General features: G+C 35.7%; 22 protein-coding genes and 1 pseudogene. 3 read left to right on the forward strand and 20 right to left on the reverse strand.

The features are described from left to right. Positions 1-207 precede the first annotated feature (207 nt). The 8 genes and pseudogenes from ACI6PB_RS10290 to ACI6PB_RS10325 all read right to left on the reverse strand — a co-directional run bounded on the left by ACI6PB_RS10290 (position 208) and on the right by ACI6PB_RS10325 (position 6,345). Positions 208-1,593 (reverse strand): flavocytochrome c, encoded by a 1,386-nt coding sequence (locus ACI6PB_RS10290; protein WP_404327389.1) that lies wholly within the window; start codon positions 1,591-1,593, stop codon positions 208-210. 1 nt (position 1,594) lies between these two features. After that, a complete protein-coding gene (locus ACI6PB_RS10295) occupies positions 1,595-2,980 on the reverse strand; it encodes a class II fumarate hydratase (RefSeq protein ID WP_025084446.1) in 1,386 nt (461 codons plus the stop codon). A 107-nt stretch (positions 2,981-3,087) separates the two neighbouring features. Further along, positions 3,088-3,930: pseudogene (locus tag ACI6PB_RS10300) on the reverse strand (IS3 family transposase); the annotation flags it as partial. A 5-nt stretch (positions 3,931-3,935) separates the two neighbouring features. Then, positions 3,936-4,469, reverse strand: a complete 534-nt coding sequence (locus tag ACI6PB_RS10305; protein ID WP_025086434.1) for a helix-turn-helix domain-containing protein — start codon at positions 4,467-4,469, stop codon at positions 3,936-3,938. 139 nt (positions 4,470-4,608) lie between these two features. Beyond that, a complete protein-coding gene (locus ACI6PB_RS10310) occupies positions 4,609-4,713 on the reverse strand; it encodes a putative metal homeostasis protein (protein ID WP_158136981.1) in 105 nt (34 codons plus the stop codon). A gap of 9 nt (positions 4,714-4,722) precedes the next feature. After that, on the reverse strand, positions 4,723-4,992 hold the full coding sequence (rpsN, locus tag ACI6PB_RS10315; protein WP_025084445.1) for a 30S ribosomal protein S14: 270 nt from the start codon (positions 4,990-4,992) through the stop codon (positions 4,723-4,725). Between the two features lie 32 nt (positions 4,993-5,024). After that, positions 5,025-5,141, reverse strand: a complete 117-nt coding sequence (gene rpmG, locus ACI6PB_RS10320) for a 50S ribosomal protein L33 (RefSeq protein ID WP_404327390.1) — start codon at positions 5,139-5,141, stop codon at positions 5,025-5,027. 169 nt (positions 5,142-5,310) lie between these two features. Next, positions 5,311-6,345 (reverse strand): IS30 family transposase, encoded by a 1,035-nt coding sequence (locus tag ACI6PB_RS10325; protein WP_059075255.1) that lies wholly within the window; start codon positions 6,343-6,345, stop codon positions 5,311-5,313. Between the two features lie 239 nt (positions 6,346-6,584). On the opposite strand from ACI6PB_RS10325, the gene ACI6PB_RS10330 reads away from it, so the two are divergent. Both ACI6PB_RS10330 and ACI6PB_RS10335 read left to right on the forward strand, forming a co-directional pair. After that, positions 6,585-7,274 carry a MarR family winged helix-turn-helix transcriptional regulator gene (locus ACI6PB_RS10330; protein WP_025084444.1) on the forward strand — a complete coding sequence of 230 codons (690 nt, stop codon included), beginning with the start codon at positions 6,585-6,587 and terminating at the stop codon, positions 7,272-7,274. A gap of 35 nt (positions 7,275-7,309) precedes the next feature. After that, a complete protein-coding gene (locus ACI6PB_RS10335; RefSeq protein ID WP_404327391.1) occupies positions 7,310-9,058 on the forward strand; it encodes an ABC transporter ATP-binding protein in 1,749 nt (582 codons plus the stop codon). A 25-nt stretch (positions 9,059-9,083) separates the two neighbouring features. On the opposite strand, the gene ACI6PB_RS10340 is transcribed toward ACI6PB_RS10335, so the two are convergent. From ACI6PB_RS10340 to ACI6PB_RS10355, 4 genes are all read right to left on the reverse strand, one after another. Next, positions 9,084-9,434 (reverse strand): DUF1516 family protein, encoded by a 351-nt coding sequence (locus ACI6PB_RS10340; RefSeq protein WP_034543773.1) that lies wholly within the window; start codon positions 9,432-9,434, stop codon positions 9,084-9,086. Between the two features lie 38 nt (positions 9,435-9,472). After that, positions 9,473-10,267, reverse strand: a complete 795-nt coding sequence (locus ACI6PB_RS10345; RefSeq protein ID WP_025084442.1) for an SDR family NAD(P)-dependent oxidoreductase — start codon at positions 10,265-10,267, stop codon at positions 9,473-9,475. A gap of 211 nt (positions 10,268-10,478) precedes the next feature. Then, complete coding sequence (locus ACI6PB_RS10350) at positions 10,479-10,982, reverse strand: macro domain-containing protein (RefSeq protein ID WP_025084441.1); 504 nt, start codon at positions 10,980-10,982, stop codon at positions 10,479-10,481. A gap of 4 nt (positions 10,983-10,986) precedes the next feature. Then, a complete protein-coding gene (locus ACI6PB_RS10355; protein ID WP_025084440.1) occupies positions 10,987-11,814 on the reverse strand; it encodes a Cof-type HAD-IIB family hydrolase in 828 nt (275 codons plus the stop codon). Positions 11,815-11,975: 161 nt separating this feature from the next. Between ACI6PB_RS10355 and ACI6PB_RS10360 the strand changes: the two genes are divergently transcribed. Continuing rightward, on the forward strand, positions 11,976-13,079 hold the full coding sequence (locus tag ACI6PB_RS10360; protein WP_056955951.1) for a YdcF family protein: 1,104 nt from the start codon (positions 11,976-11,978) through the stop codon (positions 13,077-13,079). A 49-nt stretch (positions 13,080-13,128) separates the two neighbouring features. Here ACI6PB_RS10360 and ACI6PB_RS10365 read toward each other — a convergent pair whose 3' ends face one another. The 8 genes from ACI6PB_RS10365 to truA all read right to left on the reverse strand — a co-directional run bounded on the left by ACI6PB_RS10365 (position 13,129) and on the right by truA (position 18,651). Continuing rightward, entirely contained in the window at positions 13,129-13,260 is a 132-nt protein-coding gene (locus tag ACI6PB_RS10365; protein WP_264372372.1) for a hypothetical protein, read from the reverse strand. 83 nt (positions 13,261-13,343) lie between these two features. Then, complete coding sequence (locus tag ACI6PB_RS10370; RefSeq protein ID WP_025084439.1) at positions 13,344-13,844, reverse strand: N-acetyltransferase; 501 nt, start codon at positions 13,842-13,844, stop codon at positions 13,344-13,346. 14 nt (positions 13,845-13,858) lie between these two features. Then, positions 13,859-14,431: an RpiB/LacA/LacB family sugar-phosphate isomerase gene (locus tag ACI6PB_RS10375; protein ID WP_404327392.1), complete on the reverse strand. Its 573-nt coding sequence runs from the start codon at positions 14,429-14,431 to the stop codon at positions 13,859-13,861. A gap of 72 nt (positions 14,432-14,503) precedes the next feature. Continuing rightward, a complete protein-coding gene (locus ACI6PB_RS10380) occupies positions 14,504-15,232 on the reverse strand; it encodes a GntR family transcriptional regulator (RefSeq protein WP_056955950.1) in 729 nt (242 codons plus the stop codon). 84 nt (positions 15,233-15,316) lie between these two features. Then, a complete protein-coding gene (locus ACI6PB_RS10385; protein WP_025084438.1) occupies positions 15,317-16,750 on the reverse strand; it encodes a 6-phospho-beta-glucosidase in 1,434 nt (477 codons plus the stop codon). Between the two features lie 174 nt (positions 16,751-16,924). Further along, positions 16,925-17,317 (reverse strand): 30S ribosomal protein S9, encoded by a 393-nt coding sequence (gene rpsI / locus ACI6PB_RS10390; RefSeq protein ID WP_025084437.1) that lies wholly within the window; start codon positions 17,315-17,317, stop codon positions 16,925-16,927. Between the two features lie 13 nt (positions 17,318-17,330). Further along, complete coding sequence (gene rplM, locus ACI6PB_RS10395) at positions 17,331-17,774, reverse strand: 50S ribosomal protein L13 (RefSeq protein WP_025084436.1); 444 nt, start codon at positions 17,772-17,774, stop codon at positions 17,331-17,333. 130 nt (positions 17,775-17,904) lie between these two features. Continuing rightward, a complete protein-coding gene (gene truA, locus ACI6PB_RS10400; protein ID WP_054642455.1) occupies positions 17,905-18,651 on the reverse strand; it encodes a tRNA pseudouridine(38-40) synthase TruA in 747 nt (248 codons plus the stop codon). Positions 18,652-18,654: the final 3 nt, after the last annotated feature.

The following is an 18,654-nucleotide window of genomic DNA, read 5'->3' on the forward strand; positions in this document are numbered from 1 at the left end:
AATCCCCCCTTGTTAAACACTAAATATAATTTTATTAAATTTGTTAATATCCATTCTACTACATCATTAAATCAAAAAAAATGTAACAAAAATTGTTTACTTAGATTTTGATTCTTCTCCACACTTTTTGTTATCACAACATATCAATAGAAAAAGAACACACATATCAACCAAGGTATTCCATACGGTTGATATGTGTGTTCTTCTTTAATTTAAGTATTTAAAAACTTGTTGTCCTGCTTGCCGACCAAAGACTACTGTTTCTGCAATCGAATTACCACCAATTCGATTATTTCCATGTAAACCACCGACTACTTCTCCTGCTGCAAACAAGCCTTCAATGACCTGATTATCAGTATTCAAAACTTGTGTATTATGATTAATTGCTACACCACCCATTGTGTAATGAACAGCCGGTGCAATATGGATTGCAAAGAACGGTCCTTGAGAAATGGTTCTTTCCATTCCTGTACTACGATTGAATTCACTATCTTTATTAGCTTCAACGGCTTTATTCCATTTTTCTACTGTTGCCTGCAAATTCTCTGGATTCAAATTCGTCTTCTCTGCCAATTCAGTTAAATCTTTTCCGCTTTCTACTAAACCGACATGATCATAAAACTCAATGGCTTTAACTCGTTGACGGATACTTGTATCTAAAATTAAATAGGCTCCGGTCCCACCTAAGTCATCAATAGCTTGGGTGACATTTTTACGTGTGTCCAGTTCATTAACAAAGCGTCTGCCCTCATTGTTAACTAGAATTGCTCCTTCACCACGAACAGCCTCACCGATTAAAAAGGCATGCGGTGTATCTTGTTGAACAGTCGGATGAACTTGAACTTGATCCATATCAACTAATTTAGCACCAATATTTTGAGCTAATTTAATTCCATCACCAGTAGCCCCCGGTTGATTAGTTGTCTTTAAACTGGTCAAATCTTTACGATACTTAGCTAAAAGATCCTTACCTGCACCGAATCCACCAGTAGCCAAAATAACAGCCTTCGCATGAATTTCAATTTTCTTATCTGCTGATGCCTTCACACCAACAATTCGATCATTCTTCATCAATAATTGATCAACTTTAATATTATCAAACAAAGGAATTTGATATTTATCCACTAACTTCAACAATTCTGTTACTAAGTAACCACCAATTGGTGCCAAGGAACTAGGACGGTGTGTACGCATCGTTTTCATCCCACCAGTAATTGTTAGATCATCCAGCTCAATTCCATGTTGTGCCAACCAATCAATTGCTAAAGCTCCATGCTCAGTGAAAAATTTTAACAGTTCAGGATTATTTTGTTTTCCCCCACCGATAAAGGTCTCGTCGTAGAAATCTTGAAAACTATCCACAATTTTATGATTCAACTGAACAAAAGTTTCGGCAGCGTTCATACCTGAAGAAGCACGAGTCGTGTTACCACCAAGCTTATCCATTTTTTCTAAGATAACCGGAGAAAGTCCCAACTCATAAGCTTGAATAGCACTTGTCAGACCAGCGCCACCAGAACCAATAATTATCACATCATAACTATCTTTCAATTGGTCGATTTTAGTTGGTGTAAAAATAAATTTTTCTGCCATTTTATTTCTCCTCGATATTAGTCATGTCAATCGGTACAACCCATTTATCAAATTGTTCTTCTGTCACTAGACCTGACTTAATAGCGGCCTCTTTCAAAGTTGTACCATCAGTTTGAGCTTTTTGAGCAATTTCTGCACTTTGGTGATAACCAATATGTGGAGATAAAGCCGTAACTGTCATAAGCGAGCGGTCAACCAATTCTGTCATACGCTCTTTATTAACAGTCAAACCAGCAATCATTTTATCAGCAAAACCATACATTGTTCCTGTCAATAATTCAGCGGACTCTAAGAAGGTACTGATCAAAACTGGTTTATAGACATTCATTTCAAAGTTACCTTGACTAGAAGCCATTGTAACAACAACATCATTTCCCATCACACGTACAGCAGCCATCGTGATAGCTTCAGCCTGGGTAGGATTAACTTTTCCTGGCATGATTGATGATCCCGGTTCATTAGCAGGAATATTTAATTCACCATAACCCGATCTAGGGCCACTTGCTAAAAATCTAACATCATTAGCTATTTTCATTAAATCACTAGCCAAGGTCTTAATAGCACCGTGCACGACATTCAAGCCAGAATGAGCAGCTAAGCCATAAAATTTATTGGTATCAGCGGTAAACGGATGATTGTAAACTTGACTCATCTGTTCAGCAATTTTATCAGCAAATCCTGGTGCTGCGTTTAATCCTGTTCCAACGGCAGTTCCGCCCATTGCCAATTCACTAAGTGTTTGATTGAGATTCTTTAAATATGAGAGATCATGTTCCAACATACTGACCCAACCACTAACTTCCTGACCAAAAGTTAACGGAGTAGCATCTTGTAAATGTGTACGACCAATCTTAACTACTTTCCAATATTTTTCTTGTTTTTGTTTCAATTCATCAATTAAATGTTCTGTTGATTCTTCTAATTTATCCACAGCCAAAGCTGCCGTGATATTCATTGCTGTAGGAAAAATATCATTTGAACTTTGACCATGGTTAACATCGTCATTTGGTAAAATTTCTAATTTGGCATCAATTTTTTGAGCAACATGTGAAACTACTTCATTCACATTCATATTAGTTTGTGTACCAGAGCCTGTTTGGTATACCACCAATGGAAAATCTTTTTGAAGATCTTCATCATTTAAACTCAATAGTTGATCAATACTCTTCACAATCAAATTAGCTTTTTCCGTACTGATTGCATGAGCTTCTTTATTGGCAATTGCGGCAGCCTTCTTAATCTGTAAAAGGGCCTTAATGATTTCCAAAGGCATCTTTGCACCTGTGGAAAAGTTATTACGGCTACGCTCTGTTTGTGGTCCCCAGAGAGCTTTTTGAGGTATCTTTACTGCACCTAAAGTGTCTTCTTCAATTCTATAGTCTGCCATCAAATTCCTCCAAATAATTTAATACACCAATTATAACGAAGTTATCTTTAGATAAAAATAAATCCGATTATGAAGTGCAATAAAAAAGTTAGACATTTTTATAAGTTTTAAAAAATCATGGATTGTTCCCTGTATTCTACAGGGGACAATCCATTTTTGTTTAAAGAAATACGTTTATTGTTGTACCAATTGATATATTTAGCGACTATGTTCTTTAATTCGGTTAGGTCATCGATATTATACCTATAAAGACATTCTCTTTTGAGCAGATTAAAAAAACTCTCAATTGGGGCGTTGTCGTGACAATTGCCTTTTCGAGACATACTTTGTTCAATACCCATTGTTTTTAGGGTATCTCGATAATATTTGAGCTGATAATGCCATCCTTGATCAGAGTGAAGGATTGGTTTTAAAGAGGGAACTATATTTTGCTTCAATTTTTCTAGAGTATCTAATATTAGTAATTTATTAGGGCTCAAACTTATTGAATAAGATAATATTTCGCCGCTGGCCTGGTCCAGCACGGCGGATATATAGCCCCATTTGTCTTTACGCAAACGTATTTGAGTTACATCTGTATGTAATACTTTTAAAGGTTCTGTCTCAGTAAATTTCTGTTTGATTGTATTAGGAACTATTTTTCCAAGGTTACCTCTATAGGAACAGTAACCGGATGTGTGTTTTGAAAAAATAACTACTTTTAATTTAAGTTTGGTCATTAAATGCCGAATTGTTTCTGGAGAATTTTTGAATCCGACCTTGAGAGACTCTTTCCAGATTCGACGATAACCGTAGGTTGAGTTTGAATCGTGATATGTTTTAACAATAAAATCTTTTAGTTGAGCGTATTTATCTGTTTTATCAGTTTTACTAAGGCGTTCATAATAAGTTGATCTTGGTAGATCGACCTTAGTTAATAACTCATTCAACTTGTATTTTTTAAGTAATGATTTGACTAATTTTGCTTTTTCGAGTTGTGATCGTTTTCTCGCAAGGTCTTTAGTGCTTTTAAAATATCACGGTCCATTTCGGCATCATGTAGTTTAGCTTTTAGATCAAGAATTTCCTGTTTATATTTCTCTTCTTTTGTGGAATTTAAACGTGTTTGTTTCTTCTTTTTCTTGGCCATTAACGGTCGTCTCCCTCTGGGACGACGCCTTAATCCAATAACACCATATTGATTATATTTATAGATCCATGAATCAACTTGACTAGGTGATATCTTGAAATAAATTGCAGTATCAAGGCGACTGATCTCATGTAATTTATAATATTCTATCACGGATAATTTGAAATCTTGAGAATATTCTTTATGGGATTTCTTACTTATCAAATAATCAAGTCCATTCGCCTCCGCTTGATGGATCCAGCGATAAATCGGTGATTTACTGGGCATTCCATATTTTTTCGATAATCCAAGTATAGAAATTTGTCCATCAAGGTATTCATTTACTAATTTAGCTTTGAAATCTGAAGAGTATTTGGTCATAAAAAAAGTGCTCCTAAAGTTGTTAGATTATGTCTAACAATTTTAGGGCACTTCATTAAAAATACCTTTTATTATTTAACTTAAAAAACTAAAACAGCGACTATTCAGGATGTTTATTCTGAATAGTCGCTGTTCATTTTTATCTCTTTTTACTATCTTTAATCACACGCAAAGCACGCTTACGTGTCTTGATATTAGGACTCTTTAATTGTCTATACGCTGTAGCAGTTTTTACTTGTTCCATAATTTCTCCTTACCAGCTAGCTTTTTGAACACCAGGGATTTTACCCTCATGTGCTAACTTACGAAAATTCAAACGTGACATTCCAAATTTACGCATATAAGCGTGTGGACGTCCGTCTAGTGAATCACGGTTCTTAATTCTGACAGGACTTGAATCTCTAGGTAACTTAGACAAGGCAATATAGTCACCTTGAGCCTTTAATTGCTTACGAATTTCAGCATATCTTGCTACCAATTCTGCTTGTCTCTTATTCTTTTCAATCTTTGATTTTTTAGCCATTATTTTACCTCTTTAAAAATTTCTCTTTGTTTTTATTTTGGTGAATATTTTTTTAATTCTAAACGTTCTGGGTTATTTTGTTTATTCTTGCTTGTTAGATAGAGTCGTTCGTTAGTCCTACTACACTCTAATATAATATTCTGACGCATATTTCCCTCACATATATAAATGATAATTTTTACTGTTTGTATTCTAGAGATTTTAATTATTAAAGTCAACTATTTTGTTTCAATCGAAAATTTCAATAACAAGTTAGCCACTTGGACAAAATAAATTGAATCCAAGTGATATCAGTATTTGAAGTTTATAAATATGTCTTTAAGCGCCACAGGAACTAGCAAAGAGTTCTTGTGGCGTTTTATAGTTCAATAACTTTCTAGGCATATTGTTGAGCTTAAATTCTATGTCTCTTATTACTTTTGGGCTGACTGTATCCAGTGACAGCCCTTTGGGCAAGTCACGACGTATCATTCGATTATGTACTTCATTTGTTCCACGTTCACAAGATGTATATGGGTGTGTGAAGTAAACATCCGCAACGCCAGCCATATCAGATGATAGATTAGAGAACTCAGGGCCATTGTCTGCAGTGATTGAATTGATAAGATCACCATAGTTCTTTATGATCTCTTTCATAGCATAATCTACAGAGTCGGCATCTCTACCGTCAATAAGTCTCATTATTTCAAAGCGTGTCTTACGCTCTATGAGCGTTAAGACGACACTCTCATGGCCATTTCTTTTGCCCACAATCGTGTCTATCTCAAAGTCCCCAAAGGATTCTCTGCTATCAACACTTTTAGGGCGTTTCTCAATACTACGACCAAGTAGACGCTTATGCTTTTTTGAAGTATGTTGCTTAGTCGGTCTAGTTGACTTTTCTACCAGATCAATATTCCGGATTTCAAGTCGTTGTTCATCAATATATTTGTAAAGTGTAGTAGTACAAACCATTTCATCTACTAAGAATAATTCTTCGTTCTTAGCTCGTCCAACGGCCGTATCAGGTGACCATCCATTATCTATGAACTGGCTTACAAAGAAGCCTAAAAAGGCTGTGACTTGGTCGAATTTAGAAGGACGATGGCAAAGCTTACGGTTCTTTACATACTTTTGATGTGCAGTGTCAGGAAAGTAGCAATTCAAGTGTTGAACTTTACCATTAACTTTCTTGATCTGCTCAACAGTACCTCTGTTAATTTCATTATTAATAGTCTGAGGTGAAACGCCGATAGCTTTAGCTATCTGGCGATTCGAGTAGCCAATTGAATGAAAGGAAGCAATCTTTCCACGTTCAATTTCAGTTAAATGATGTCCTTTAGGACGATTTATGATATTCTGTTCTAGCACCAAGACGAAAAACCTCTTTCATTGTTTGTGTGAGAACTCCAATGATACCTGATTTTTACGTCTTGGTGTTTTTATTTTGTCATTTTTCTAAAGTGGCTAACTTGATTATAAAATTCGCCATTTTGTTTCAATATAATTTTTAGAAATAAATCGTTGACAATGATTCGGTACCGAACTATAATTCATCCTCGTAATAAAGTTCGGTACCGAATCAATTGAAAAAGAAATGAGGAATATAAATTATGAGCAAACTTACAGATGATTTAATGAAACAATTACGTTTTATTGGAGAAGCAGGAAACTACTTCATGAGCCAAAAGAAACAAAAATTAACTGGTCAACAACGCGTTTTGGCCATTTTGAAGCTAGAGGATGGCTTAACTCAAAATTATTTGGCCAATGTTCTAGATCTTAGACCTAGTTCTCTAGCTGAATTGATGAAGAAAATGGAAACTAAAGGTCTCATCAATCGTCAAGAAGATCCTGAAGATAAGCGTAGCAAACATGTCTACTTAACTGATGAAGGACGTCAAAAAGCCGAAGAAAACGCGGCTTTGAAGAACGAAAGTTATAGTGAGACTTTCTTAGCCGGTCTAACTGATGATGAGAAACAACAATTTAGTACTTACCTTCAAAAGATTTCTGATGGTTGGGACGATGATTTCAAAAAGAACTCCGAAAAGTTTGTCGATCCAACTGATCGTTTTAAGGCTATGTTGAACATGCGTGATCAAATGATGGAGATGCATCAGAACATGGATCCTGAAGAAATTGATCGTATGCGTGATGAAATGAGAAAAAATATGCACAACATGCCATTTGACAGACGTCATATGTCGGGATTTGATTTTAGACGTGATCACAACAATCATGATAACCACGGTCACAGACCAGACTTTCATAATAACTTTTGGCGTGGCAACGAATTTTAATTTAGTGAGGATATAAAGATATACGTGATGGAACAATGATGAGACGCGATTTACCTAAAAGAACTGGTACCTTCAAATTCAAAGATTTTCTACAGTTGATTAACAGCGTCAATCCGAAAAAGGCTCTTTTCCTGTTAGGAATGCTTTTAAGTTTAGTAACTAGTGGTGCCAGTTTGGTTGTACCCCAATTAACCAAAAAGTTGGTTGATACCAGTGGCCTATCAAAGATAGATAGTAAAATGTTAGTCGTTTTAATCCTAGCATTTGTGATTCAATTAGGTTTTGGAACAATTGGCGGTTACATTCTGAGATATGTCGGCGAAAGTTCAGTCAAAACTTTACGTGAGAAACTCTGGGCTCATCTTTTAAGATTACCCGTTGACTACTTCGATGATCACAAGTCAGGTGAAAGCAGTTCCCGTCTAGTTAACGATACTAGCGTTATCAAAGATTTAATTACTGCTCAATTCCCTAACTTCATAACCGGAGCCATTCAATTAATTGGTTCAATGGTCATTCTTTTCTTTATGGATTGGAAAATAGCTTCATTAATGTTTGGCGTTGTTCCAATTATTGTTTTGATCTTACTTCCTATTGGAAAGATAATGTCTCGTTTAGGCCGCAAACTTCAAGCCGCAACAGCTGATTTCAATGCCGATGCCAGCGAAAAACTTTCCGAAGTTCGTTTGATCAAGTCAAGTAACGGTGAAATATTTGAAAAAGAGACCGGCGGAACTTTGATTGATCGTATCTTCAAAGTCGGTATTAAAGATGCAAAAGTTGAAGCTGTTTTGCAGCCAATCATGACAACCGTTATGTTAGGAATCTTTGTCGGCATTCTTGGCTATGGTGCTGTTAGAATTCAACAAGGTACACTAACAAGTGGTTCATTAGTTGCTTTTCTACTATATTTATTTAACATCATTACTCCTGTAGCCAGCTTTGCTACTTTCTTCTCCCAAGTTCAAAAAGCCATGGGTTCAACTGAAAGAATTCAAGAAATCCTAAGTACCAAGCCTGAAACAACTACTGGTCAAGATATTGATGTTGAAGGAAAAACAATTACAGCTGATCACTTGAATTTCAGCTATGACAAAGATCATCCCATTTTGCATGATGTTTCCTTCGAAGCAAAACCCAATACAGTCATTGCTTTTGCTGGACCTTCTGGTGGTGGTAAATCAACTATCTTCGCTCTATTAGAAAGATTCTACCAACCTGATTCTGGTACGATCAAAGTAGATCAGCAAGAAATCAGCGATATCAGTCTAGCTAATTGGCGTTCTCAAATTGGTTACGTATCTCAAGATAGTGCCGTTTTTGCTGGCAGTATTCGTGACAATCTTCAATACGGTTTAAATCATCAATTGACTGACAAAGAACTTTGGCACGGACTTCAATTGGCTTATGCAGATGAATTCGTAAAGAATTTTCCAGAACAATTAGAAACCCAAATTGGCGAACGTGGTGTCAAACTATCTGGTGGTCAAAAACAAAGAATTGCCATTGCTAGAGCTTTCCTACGTGATCCAAAAATTCTAATGTTAGATGAAGCTACTGCCAGCCTCGATTCTGAGTCCGAAGAAAAGGTTCAACGAGCTTTAGATCAATTAATGATTGGCCGTACTACTTTAGTAATAGCACATCGACTTTCAACCATCGTTGATGCAGATCAAATTTACTTTATCGAAAAAGGTACAGTAACTGGTCACGGGAGTCACCAAGAATTAATGAAAGATCATAAACTTTATGCCCAATATGTTAACGAACAGATGGTTAACTAAAAAAGCGACCCGAAGGTCGTTTTTTTTATGCAAATGGATACCAACCTGCCAAAGCAAATCCCAAGAGAGCTACTACAATGCAGAAAACTAATACTGCCCAAATTAATGGACGATTTAAACTCTTTTGAGCCTTTCGGGCAAAGGCTATTTCAACTAAAGCGATAAAAATCAAAGCCACAATAATTTTAACAATCAATAAGGTTGGTTCTACTGACCAAGCCCTAATTGCTAACTTTATTCCCGTCGCAATGATGACTATATAACCAACTCTTGTAACCATTTCATAAATTTTAGTATGTGTATTAGTAAATAACGCCAACAGGATCATAATTGCCATAACAATCCATGTTATCAAATGAGTCCATAACCAAATCATAATCTTTCCTCCTAATGCTTTCCATCATAGCATTAAGTTTAGAAAATGGTTGGAACTAGACCACCATCAACACGTAATGCTTCACCTGAAAATGACGAAGCATCTGGACTAGCGACAAAGGCTGTAAAACGACCAATCTCTTCAGGTCTGATTAGACGTTGAATTTGTGAACGAGAACGATGATTCTTCATGAAATCCTTTTCCCACTTATCTTTAGGTAAATCACTATCCTTGTACATGTCGTCTAACATCTTTTGTACGCCTTCAGTCAAAGTAGAACCAGGCATAATTGTATTAACCGTAACATGTGTATCAACTGTCAACATTGATAAACTCTTTGCTAAAGATAAATTCATTGATTTAGTCATACTGTATTGAGGCATTTCACCTGATGGCATAACTGCTTCTTCACTAGCAATGAAGATAATTCTGCCAAAATCTTGCTCCAACATTTTAGGTAAATAAAATTTAGCCAAAGCATTTCCAGCCAAAACATTTACTCTATAAAATTTTTCCCAAGTGGCATCATCAATATCAAAATAATCCATTGGTTGAAAAATTCCCATATTGTTAACTAGAATATCAATCACAGGAATTTCTTGAAATAACTTCTCACGATCAGTTTCATTAGCTAGATCTGCTGCTATTCCTTGTGGTTGTGTTTTAGGAAAATTATCCTTAATTTCCGCTACAACTTTATCAACTTCTGGTTGTTTTCTACCATTAATAATGACATTGGTTCCTTCTTTTGCCATTTCCATTGCAATTGCTTTACCGATTCCCTTAGTAGAACCTGTAATTAAAGCTTTTTTATTTGTTAAATGAAGATCCATAATGTTCCTCCGTTAATTATCGTTTAATTTGTATTCTTAATATAGAACGAAATGATCTTTTTGCCTAGTACGCACTTTAAAGTCTGGTAGGCACTTTTTAGTACCTGCCACAAAAAAAGTCTGAATAGAATTTTGAATATATTTAAATTTTCATCTTCGATAGTGTTATAACTTTTTGTTGAATTACATTCTTAACTAACCCAAGAAGATACTAATCCTCTTCTAAAATACTCTTTGCTATTTTCTCAGTTCGATCATCAAAGGCTACCAAAAAAGCCTCTGTATCGACTTGAGATTCCTGAATTGTTTTGATAGCAATCCAAATTGCTTCATACAAAGGATATCCATATACACCGGTACTTAAGAAGGGGACAGCAATCGTCCATAAATGTAACTTTTGAGTCAATAACATTACTGATTTATAGGCACTAGTTAGCAACGCTTCCTCTCCTGAGTGTCCGTCAACATATCTTGGACCAACTGCATGAATGACGTAATCAGCATTCAAATTATAAGCTCTTGTATAAACCGCTGTTCCGGTAGGAGTGCCTTTAAAAGCCAACATATCTTTTTTTAAACTAGATCCCGCTTTGGCATTTAATGCACCATCAACTCCACCACCAGGAATTAGAGCACTATTAGCCGCATTGACTATCCCACCAACACGAAATGGTAAATTGGCAATATCCGCTTTAATAACTGTAACCTTAGACATTTTTTTACCTCTTTAATACGTACTTTTCAATTGCATATGAGACTCCATTCTCATTATTACTTTTAGTCACAAAATTGGCATGAGTTTTAACATCGACTGGTGCATTATCCATAGCTACTCCGACTTCAGCCAAATTTAGCATAGGTACATCATTGAAGTTGTCACCCAAAGTCATAGTGTTATTCAACTTTATATGATAATAATCAGCTAATTCTCGTAAAACATGTTCTTTAGATACCCTACTAGCAGTTATTTCTAAATAATTATCCTTCGATAGGTAAAAAGAACTATTTTCAAGGTTTACATTCTGTAAATACTTCATTGCTTTACTTATTTCTGATGATTCACCAATCAGAAGTAACTTATGAATTGGAATCTCAAGTTTATCCACCAATTGATTCAAGTCAGTAGCAATTGGTGTCATATTAGTAATATCTGCTTCAATCTTAACCCATTTATCAAGATTTTCCACATACCAATCTGCTCCTGAATACAAATTAATTGAAATTTCAGGAAATTTTTTTTGCAAAATTTGAAATATTTGTTTTACCTCTAGTAAATTCAATCCATGACTCAAAATAGTCGTATAATCACTGTCTTGTAGGTCCTTTACTACCAAGGCACCATTATAACAAGCAATCGGATTATCCATTACACCTAATTCTTTAGCCAAAGTTATCATCCCTCTAGGAGACCGAGCCGAAGCCAAAATGAACGGTATCTTGCGATGATTCAATTTGACAATATTCTCTTTCAAGTCACTATCAACAACGTTCTTATCATTCAAAATCGTTCCATCAATATCACTCAAGATCAGTTTTATATCAGCCATACTCCACCTCTAATTTCAGAATAACATCTCTCTACATTTTATTCGACTCAAAATTTTTATAATTGTGAATGCTTATCCACAAAACAAATTTCCGGCTATGATAAAATTAATTTGATTGTATGGGAATATATATCATTCATAAATCTAAGAGAGGTGATTTTATGAATAGCTTAGAACCGTACGTCAACGTTTTGCAAAAAATTTCAGTTTACTGGGGATTAGCTACTTTAATTATGTTAGGAATCTTTTTATTCCTTTGGTTAAGAGAACCACGACGCTTAATCAACGGAATTACTTTTTCTATCTTTTTCTTTAGCTTTTTAGCCGAATTGGCGGTTTTAATATTCAGTACTGGTAATTTACCATTCGTTGTCGTTATGGGAACGCTCTTCTTACTTATTATCGGTTTAATCTTTATTACCATGATTTCGATGTGGCTTCTACTACTGTGGAACGCTTTTATCGTTTGGAAACGAGAGAGTCATACATTATCTAATATGCTGACTTTGTTGTTGGGGATCTTCCTCGTTGTACTCTGGTTTGCCAATATTTTCTTATCAGCCCACGCTAAATTCCTACCGGACTGGCTAGATGTCTTGATTTCCGGTCTACCAATTGTTGGTGCTTACTTGATCTTGTGTTCATACAATTTTTTGGTCAACGTTTTGCTCTATCAATTCTTCCCTAAACAATATAAAGCCAATTATTTAATCGTTTTGGGAGCTGGATTAATCAATGGCGATACTGTTTCTCGCTTACTTGGCAACCGAATCGATGCCGCTATCAAATTTGCTAACAAGCAGATTAAAAAGGGTCGTCCTACTCCAAAAATTGTTTTTTCTGGTGGTCAAGGTAATGATGAGAAATTATCTGAGGCTCAAGCAATGGCTAATTATGCTATTGAGCATGGTTGGGATAAGGACCAAATCATTTTAGAAGATCAATCGAAGAATACTTTGCAGAATATGCAGTTTTCGAAGAAGATTATTCAAGATGATTATGGCAGTAATAAAGCATATATCAAATTTTTCAGTAATAATTATCACATTTTTAGAGCTGGCCTCTATGCAAGAATGGCCGGCTTAGCAGCCAATGGTGTTGGTGCTCCAACAAGATTCTATTTTCTACCCAACGCTTTGATCCGTGAATTTGTCGCTATTCTGATCATGAACAAGAAACGTCATATTATTATGATTTCCATTATTGGATTCTTCGTTTTATTATCAATGCTAGTGACGCTTTACGTCGATTTTAAAACCAAATAAATAAAAGGTGTTCATATTTTGCAGAATATGAACACCTTTTTATTATTGATTACTTTTTAGTATAAACATTCAGATTTCGATCAAGATATTTTTCAATCCAATCGTGACGCTTCTTTTCTCGTTCAGCCACAACATCAACAACTGTTTTTATAGTGGCCTCTTTTGTATCATCCTGTGCCATAGTAAATTCTCTCTTTTTATTTTATTCTAACAATTATATTTTTAAATCAAAAATTTATATGCACACATAATACACAACGTCTATTACAATAATCGTCCCATCACAATAGCTGTATATCCGGGTTCTTGGGCCTCATTACCAGTTTCAAAGAAGCCATTCTTTACCCAGAAATGTTTACTCTGTTTATTACCTTTAGCATAAGCTAATTCAATCTGTTTCAAGCCTGATTTCTTTAAAGCTGACATAATATCATTAAAGATTTCTGTTCCAATACCCTTCCCCTGATATTGGCTATCAACCATAAATAATCCGACCCATGCTGTTATTTCATCTGGATATTTTACAATCAAATCTAACATGGCAATCAATTTATCACCGTCAAAGAAACCAACATAATACTTATCATCCGTCGTTTTATGTGGTGGTACGACAGTCATATCGTGACGAATAACTGGACGTGTAATCACAGGTGGACAATATTTATAAAATATAGGATTGCTTAAACTTAATTTGAGAATCTCCTCAGTGTCACTAGTCACTAACCGTCTAACTTTATATTTACTAGAAAGATCCGCTAAATCCATAATTCTTCCTCCACTTAAATCTTTCGAATCAAATAATCCCGTAATTTTTGATTATTTCCATTCTCTATTACGTAATTTAATACATCTTGTTTCTGCCAAATCGGCTTCAAAACTTCTTCATCTAACTTTTCCATTATATCAATCGTATTTATAGATTCGGACCTTTTGATCTCAAGCAGTAACTTTGCATCCCGTTGTTTTCGAAGTGCTTCCCCCTGTGGATAACCAGTATTCATTGGACCATCGAATAACTTTGCCAGTGTATAACTTATATTTAATTCTCCAGCCCAGCCAAAATTCAATCCTAAGGGTAATGAAACACAGTTGCCATAGTTTATTCGTCCAAACAAATAAGCGTCACTAGGCGTTGGTATATAGCCACTGAGGACATTTGGCATTGTATTACATGCTACATTCATCCCATTCCCAGAACTACACCCCGTTATCACAAAATCAATCGCATCAGAATTAATTAACAATCCTACGAGTAAAGCTACCCGAAAATACGACAAAGTTTCTTCTTGTGGATAAACTCCAAAATTAATTACCTCATCATCCTTTTCCACAGCCGACCTAGTTAGCATCATACAAAAGTTGGTTTCTCTTAATCTGACTACTGGCTTGAATGACTGCTACCTTCATAATATTATCTCATCCCATCAATGAACTTTTTTGATCATAAATAATTTTGCCTGTTGATAATTATAATATTGTTTTGAAAAGGCCAATAATTCACCATTAGCCAAATATGATTCATCTCTAATCAACAAGCTCGGTGATCCCGCTGGCATCTCCATAAATTCACTGGCTTCATCTGGTAGAGGTTCGCTCATAATCGTTTGATCAATAAAACCAATCTGGGTCTTACGACTTTGCTCAAAATACTTAAATAGTGATCCATACAACGCTTCTTCCGGAATACTATCAATCACTGACTGCAAATAATAAGACTGTTCCATCAAATAGGGTTTATCATCCAATAATCGAAAGCGACGAACTTGAATCAATTTGTCGTCATTCTGAAAATGATGAGTCTTTGGTAAAAAGAGTGCCTCTGATACGGGAATAATTTTTTCACTAGCAGTTTTAGTCGTTAACTTACGACCGATTCGCTCCATTTCAGCAGACAATCCACCTTCATGTTCTAAAGCCACTGAATCCACAGTCTGTTGGTGACGAACAAACGTCCCTACTCCATGGACTTGATAAGTATAACCCATAACACTCAACTGTTTTAATGCTTGGCGCAAGGTGTAGCGGGTTACTTCGTAGCGTGACATCAGATTAGGCTCTGCTGGAAGTTTTAAATCTTGATCAACTAATTCACCAGACTGAATTTCAGTAATAATCTTCTTAACCAAAACATTTGTATCCATTTTTTTTGGCATTTCTAGATTCTCCTCCAAAACAAAAACGTATTCCATTATCAAGCGCTAGGAATACGTTTTCTAATCATTTATTATCATACCTCATTAAGAAAGGTCTGTACCATTTGTTTCGATCACTTTATGGAACCATTCAAAAGAATCCTTCTTAGAACGATCCAAAGTACCCTCTCCAGCATCATTCTTATCTACATAAATCATACCGTAACGCTTGTCCATTTGACCAGTTCCAGCTGAAACTAAGTCAATAAAGCCCCATGGAGTGTAACCCATTAAGTCAACACCATCGACATCAACTGCTAAACGCATCTGTTCAATATGTTTTCTCAAATAATCAATACGGTAATCATCATGAATCTTACCATCCTCAGTCACTTTATCAAAAGCTCCTAGTCCATTTTCTACAATAAACAATGGTAAATCATAACGGTCACTGAACCAATTTAAGGCATATCTCAAACCGATTGGATCAATTTCCCATCCCCAATCAGAACGTACTAACGCTGGATTCTTAACCTCATGGTTCTTTGTTGGTGTCATGTAATCATCCGGTTCATTCTTATCTGCTTTAATAACATGAGAAGCGTAATAGGAGAAACCAATATAATCAACAACACCTGCCTTGATAACATCTAAGTCAGCTAATGTGATATCCAAATTAAAGTCTTTACGCTCAAAGTAACGTTTCAACCAATTTGGATACTTACCCTTACATTGAACATCGGCAAACCAATAGTTTGCTTCCATTGCACGTTGAGCTTTCAAAACATCTTTAGGATCTGGTGAAGCTGGATAAGTTGGCCCCATAGCTAACATACAACCAATTTCAAATTTAGGATTGATTGCATGACCAATTTGCACTGCCATTGCACTGGCAACTGACTCATAGTGTCCAGCTTGATACATAACCTTTTCAGCATCTTCGCCTGGCTTTACTAGGATACCCGAATTAGTGAATAATCCCCATTCATTCAACCCAGTTTGATTATTGATTTCATTGAAAGTCATCCAATACTTAACTTTATCTTTATAACGTTTAAAGACCACCTCAGCAAATTTTACGAAGAAGTCGATCAATTTACGATTACGCCAACCACCATATTCTTTAACTAAATGGTAAGGCATTTCAAAATGAGACAAAGTAATTACTGGTTCAATATTATATTTAAGCAATTCATCAAAAAGATCATCATAAAACTTTAATCCTGCCTCATTAGGTTCATCTTCATCGCCATTCGGAAAAATTCTTGTCCAAGCGATACTAGTTCTGAAACACTTTAAACCTAACTCAGAAAACAACTTAACATCCTCTTTATAATGACCATAAAAATCAATTGCTTCATGATTAGGATAGTTTTTACCGGGAATTATTCCATCAGTAATTTCACGAGCTGTCTCGTTATCACCAGCTGTCATCACATCAGCAATACTAACACCTTTATTGCCGGCGTCCCAACCACCTTCTAGTTGATGAGCAGCCACAGCACCGCCCCATAAAAATCCCTTTGGAAATCCAGTCATAAATATATCCTCCTACATTTTAAGTTTTCCACTCATTCGAACGAGTTAATAATATCAAAGAAGTAGAATTTTGTAAACGTTTTCGAATACTTAAATATAAATAAATTTTCCACAACAAAAAAACACCCCTCGAAATGAGAGATGTTTTTTGATCCAAAACTGAAAATATAAATATTAACGTTTTGAGAATTGTGAAGCCTTACGGGCTTTCTTAAGACCTGGTTTCTTACGTTCCTTCATACGAGGGTCACGTGTTAAGAAGCCGGCTGACTTAAGTGTAGGTCTAAAATCAGGATCTACGTCAAGTAAAGCTCTAGCAATACCATGTCTAATTGCTCCAGCTTGTCCTGAGAAGCCTCCACCGTTAACGTTAGCAATAACGTCATAGCTTTCTGCTGTTTCAGTTACATCTAGAGGTTGTTTCATATCAGCAATCAAATTGTCAAAAGGAATGTAATCTTTGACATCACGTTTGTTGATAGTAATCTTTCCGTTTCCAGGAACTAAGCGTACACGAGCAACTGAATCCTTGCGACGACCTGTTCCGGCGTATGATACTTGTGCCAAATTCTTTTCCTCCTTAAATTAGTTTGTTGATATCCAATTTTTCTGGATTTTGTGCTTGGTGGTTGTGTTCTGAACCTGCATAAACATGCAATTTCTTGATTTCTAGACGACCAAGAGTGTTCTTAGGTAGCATACCGCGAACAGAATCTTCAATGAATCTGTCAGGCTTTTCAGCTTGTTTTTGACCGGCACTAATGCTCTTCAACCCACCTGGGTGATCTGAATGAGAATAGTAAATCTTATTCTTTGCTTTTCTACCTGTTAATCTAACTTTATCTGCATTGATGACAATAACATTATCACCTGTATCAACGTTAGGTGTGTAAGTAGGTTTGTTTTTACCTCTAAGAATAGAAGCAACAACAGATGAAAGTCTACCTAAGACAACATCTTCACCATCAATTACATACCATTTACGTTCAACTTCACTTGCTTTTGCTAATGGTGTTGTACGCACTTTAAATTCCTCCAGTTTCTACGTCTGTTTGACAACTCAATAAGTTTCCGGGGCTTATCGTGGGGCAAACAATACCAGCTACAATGATACTTTGATTCTCACATTAAGTCAATATTTATCCACAGATTTTTTAATAAAAAACCTCTTTCAAATATAGACCACTCGCTTGTGCTGTCCCTCTAGCTTCCTGGCGATCCTTTACTTCATATAAGCGTAAAAAGTCATGAACATCTCTGCGACCATTACCGATCTCTAACAGAGTTGCCACAAGAATTCTAACCATATTATATAAGAATCCATTACCTGTAAACTCAAAAACTAATTCATTGTTCTCTTTATTATACTCAACTGTAGCCGAATAGATAGTTCTAACTTTATTTTCAATCACGCCACCAGCTGCTGCAAAGCTAGTAAAATCATGTTCTCCAATTAAATCCTTAATTGCAATTTTTATTTTATCTACATCCAAAGGATAAGGATAGTGACCTGTATAAAAACGCTTGAACGGATCAGTATAATGACCTAAATCTACACGGTACATATATGTTTTCTTTTTAACATTAAAACGTGCATGAAAGTTTTCATCCACGATCTCTGATTTCTTAACTAATACATCCAAAGGCATCAACGTATTAATAGCTCTCATCATACTATCAGCCGGGATAAATCTTGGATAATCAAAATGCACAACTTGTGCTAAAGCGTGAACTCCAGCATCCGTCCTACCCGAAGCAAAGACTTTGATCTCCTCTCCGTTAGCAATTCTTGAAATGGCTTTTTCTAATACACCTTCGACCGTTCTTAATTGTTTTTGTTTTTGAAAGCCATGAAACTTGGTTCCATCATAGGCGATAGTTAATTTGTATCTTATTGTCATAAA

It is taken from the genome of Companilactobacillus paralimentarius (assembly GCF_963227125.1).
Classification (GTDB): domain Bacteria; phylum Bacillota; class Bacilli; order Lactobacillales; family Lactobacillaceae; genus Companilactobacillus; species Companilactobacillus paralimentarius.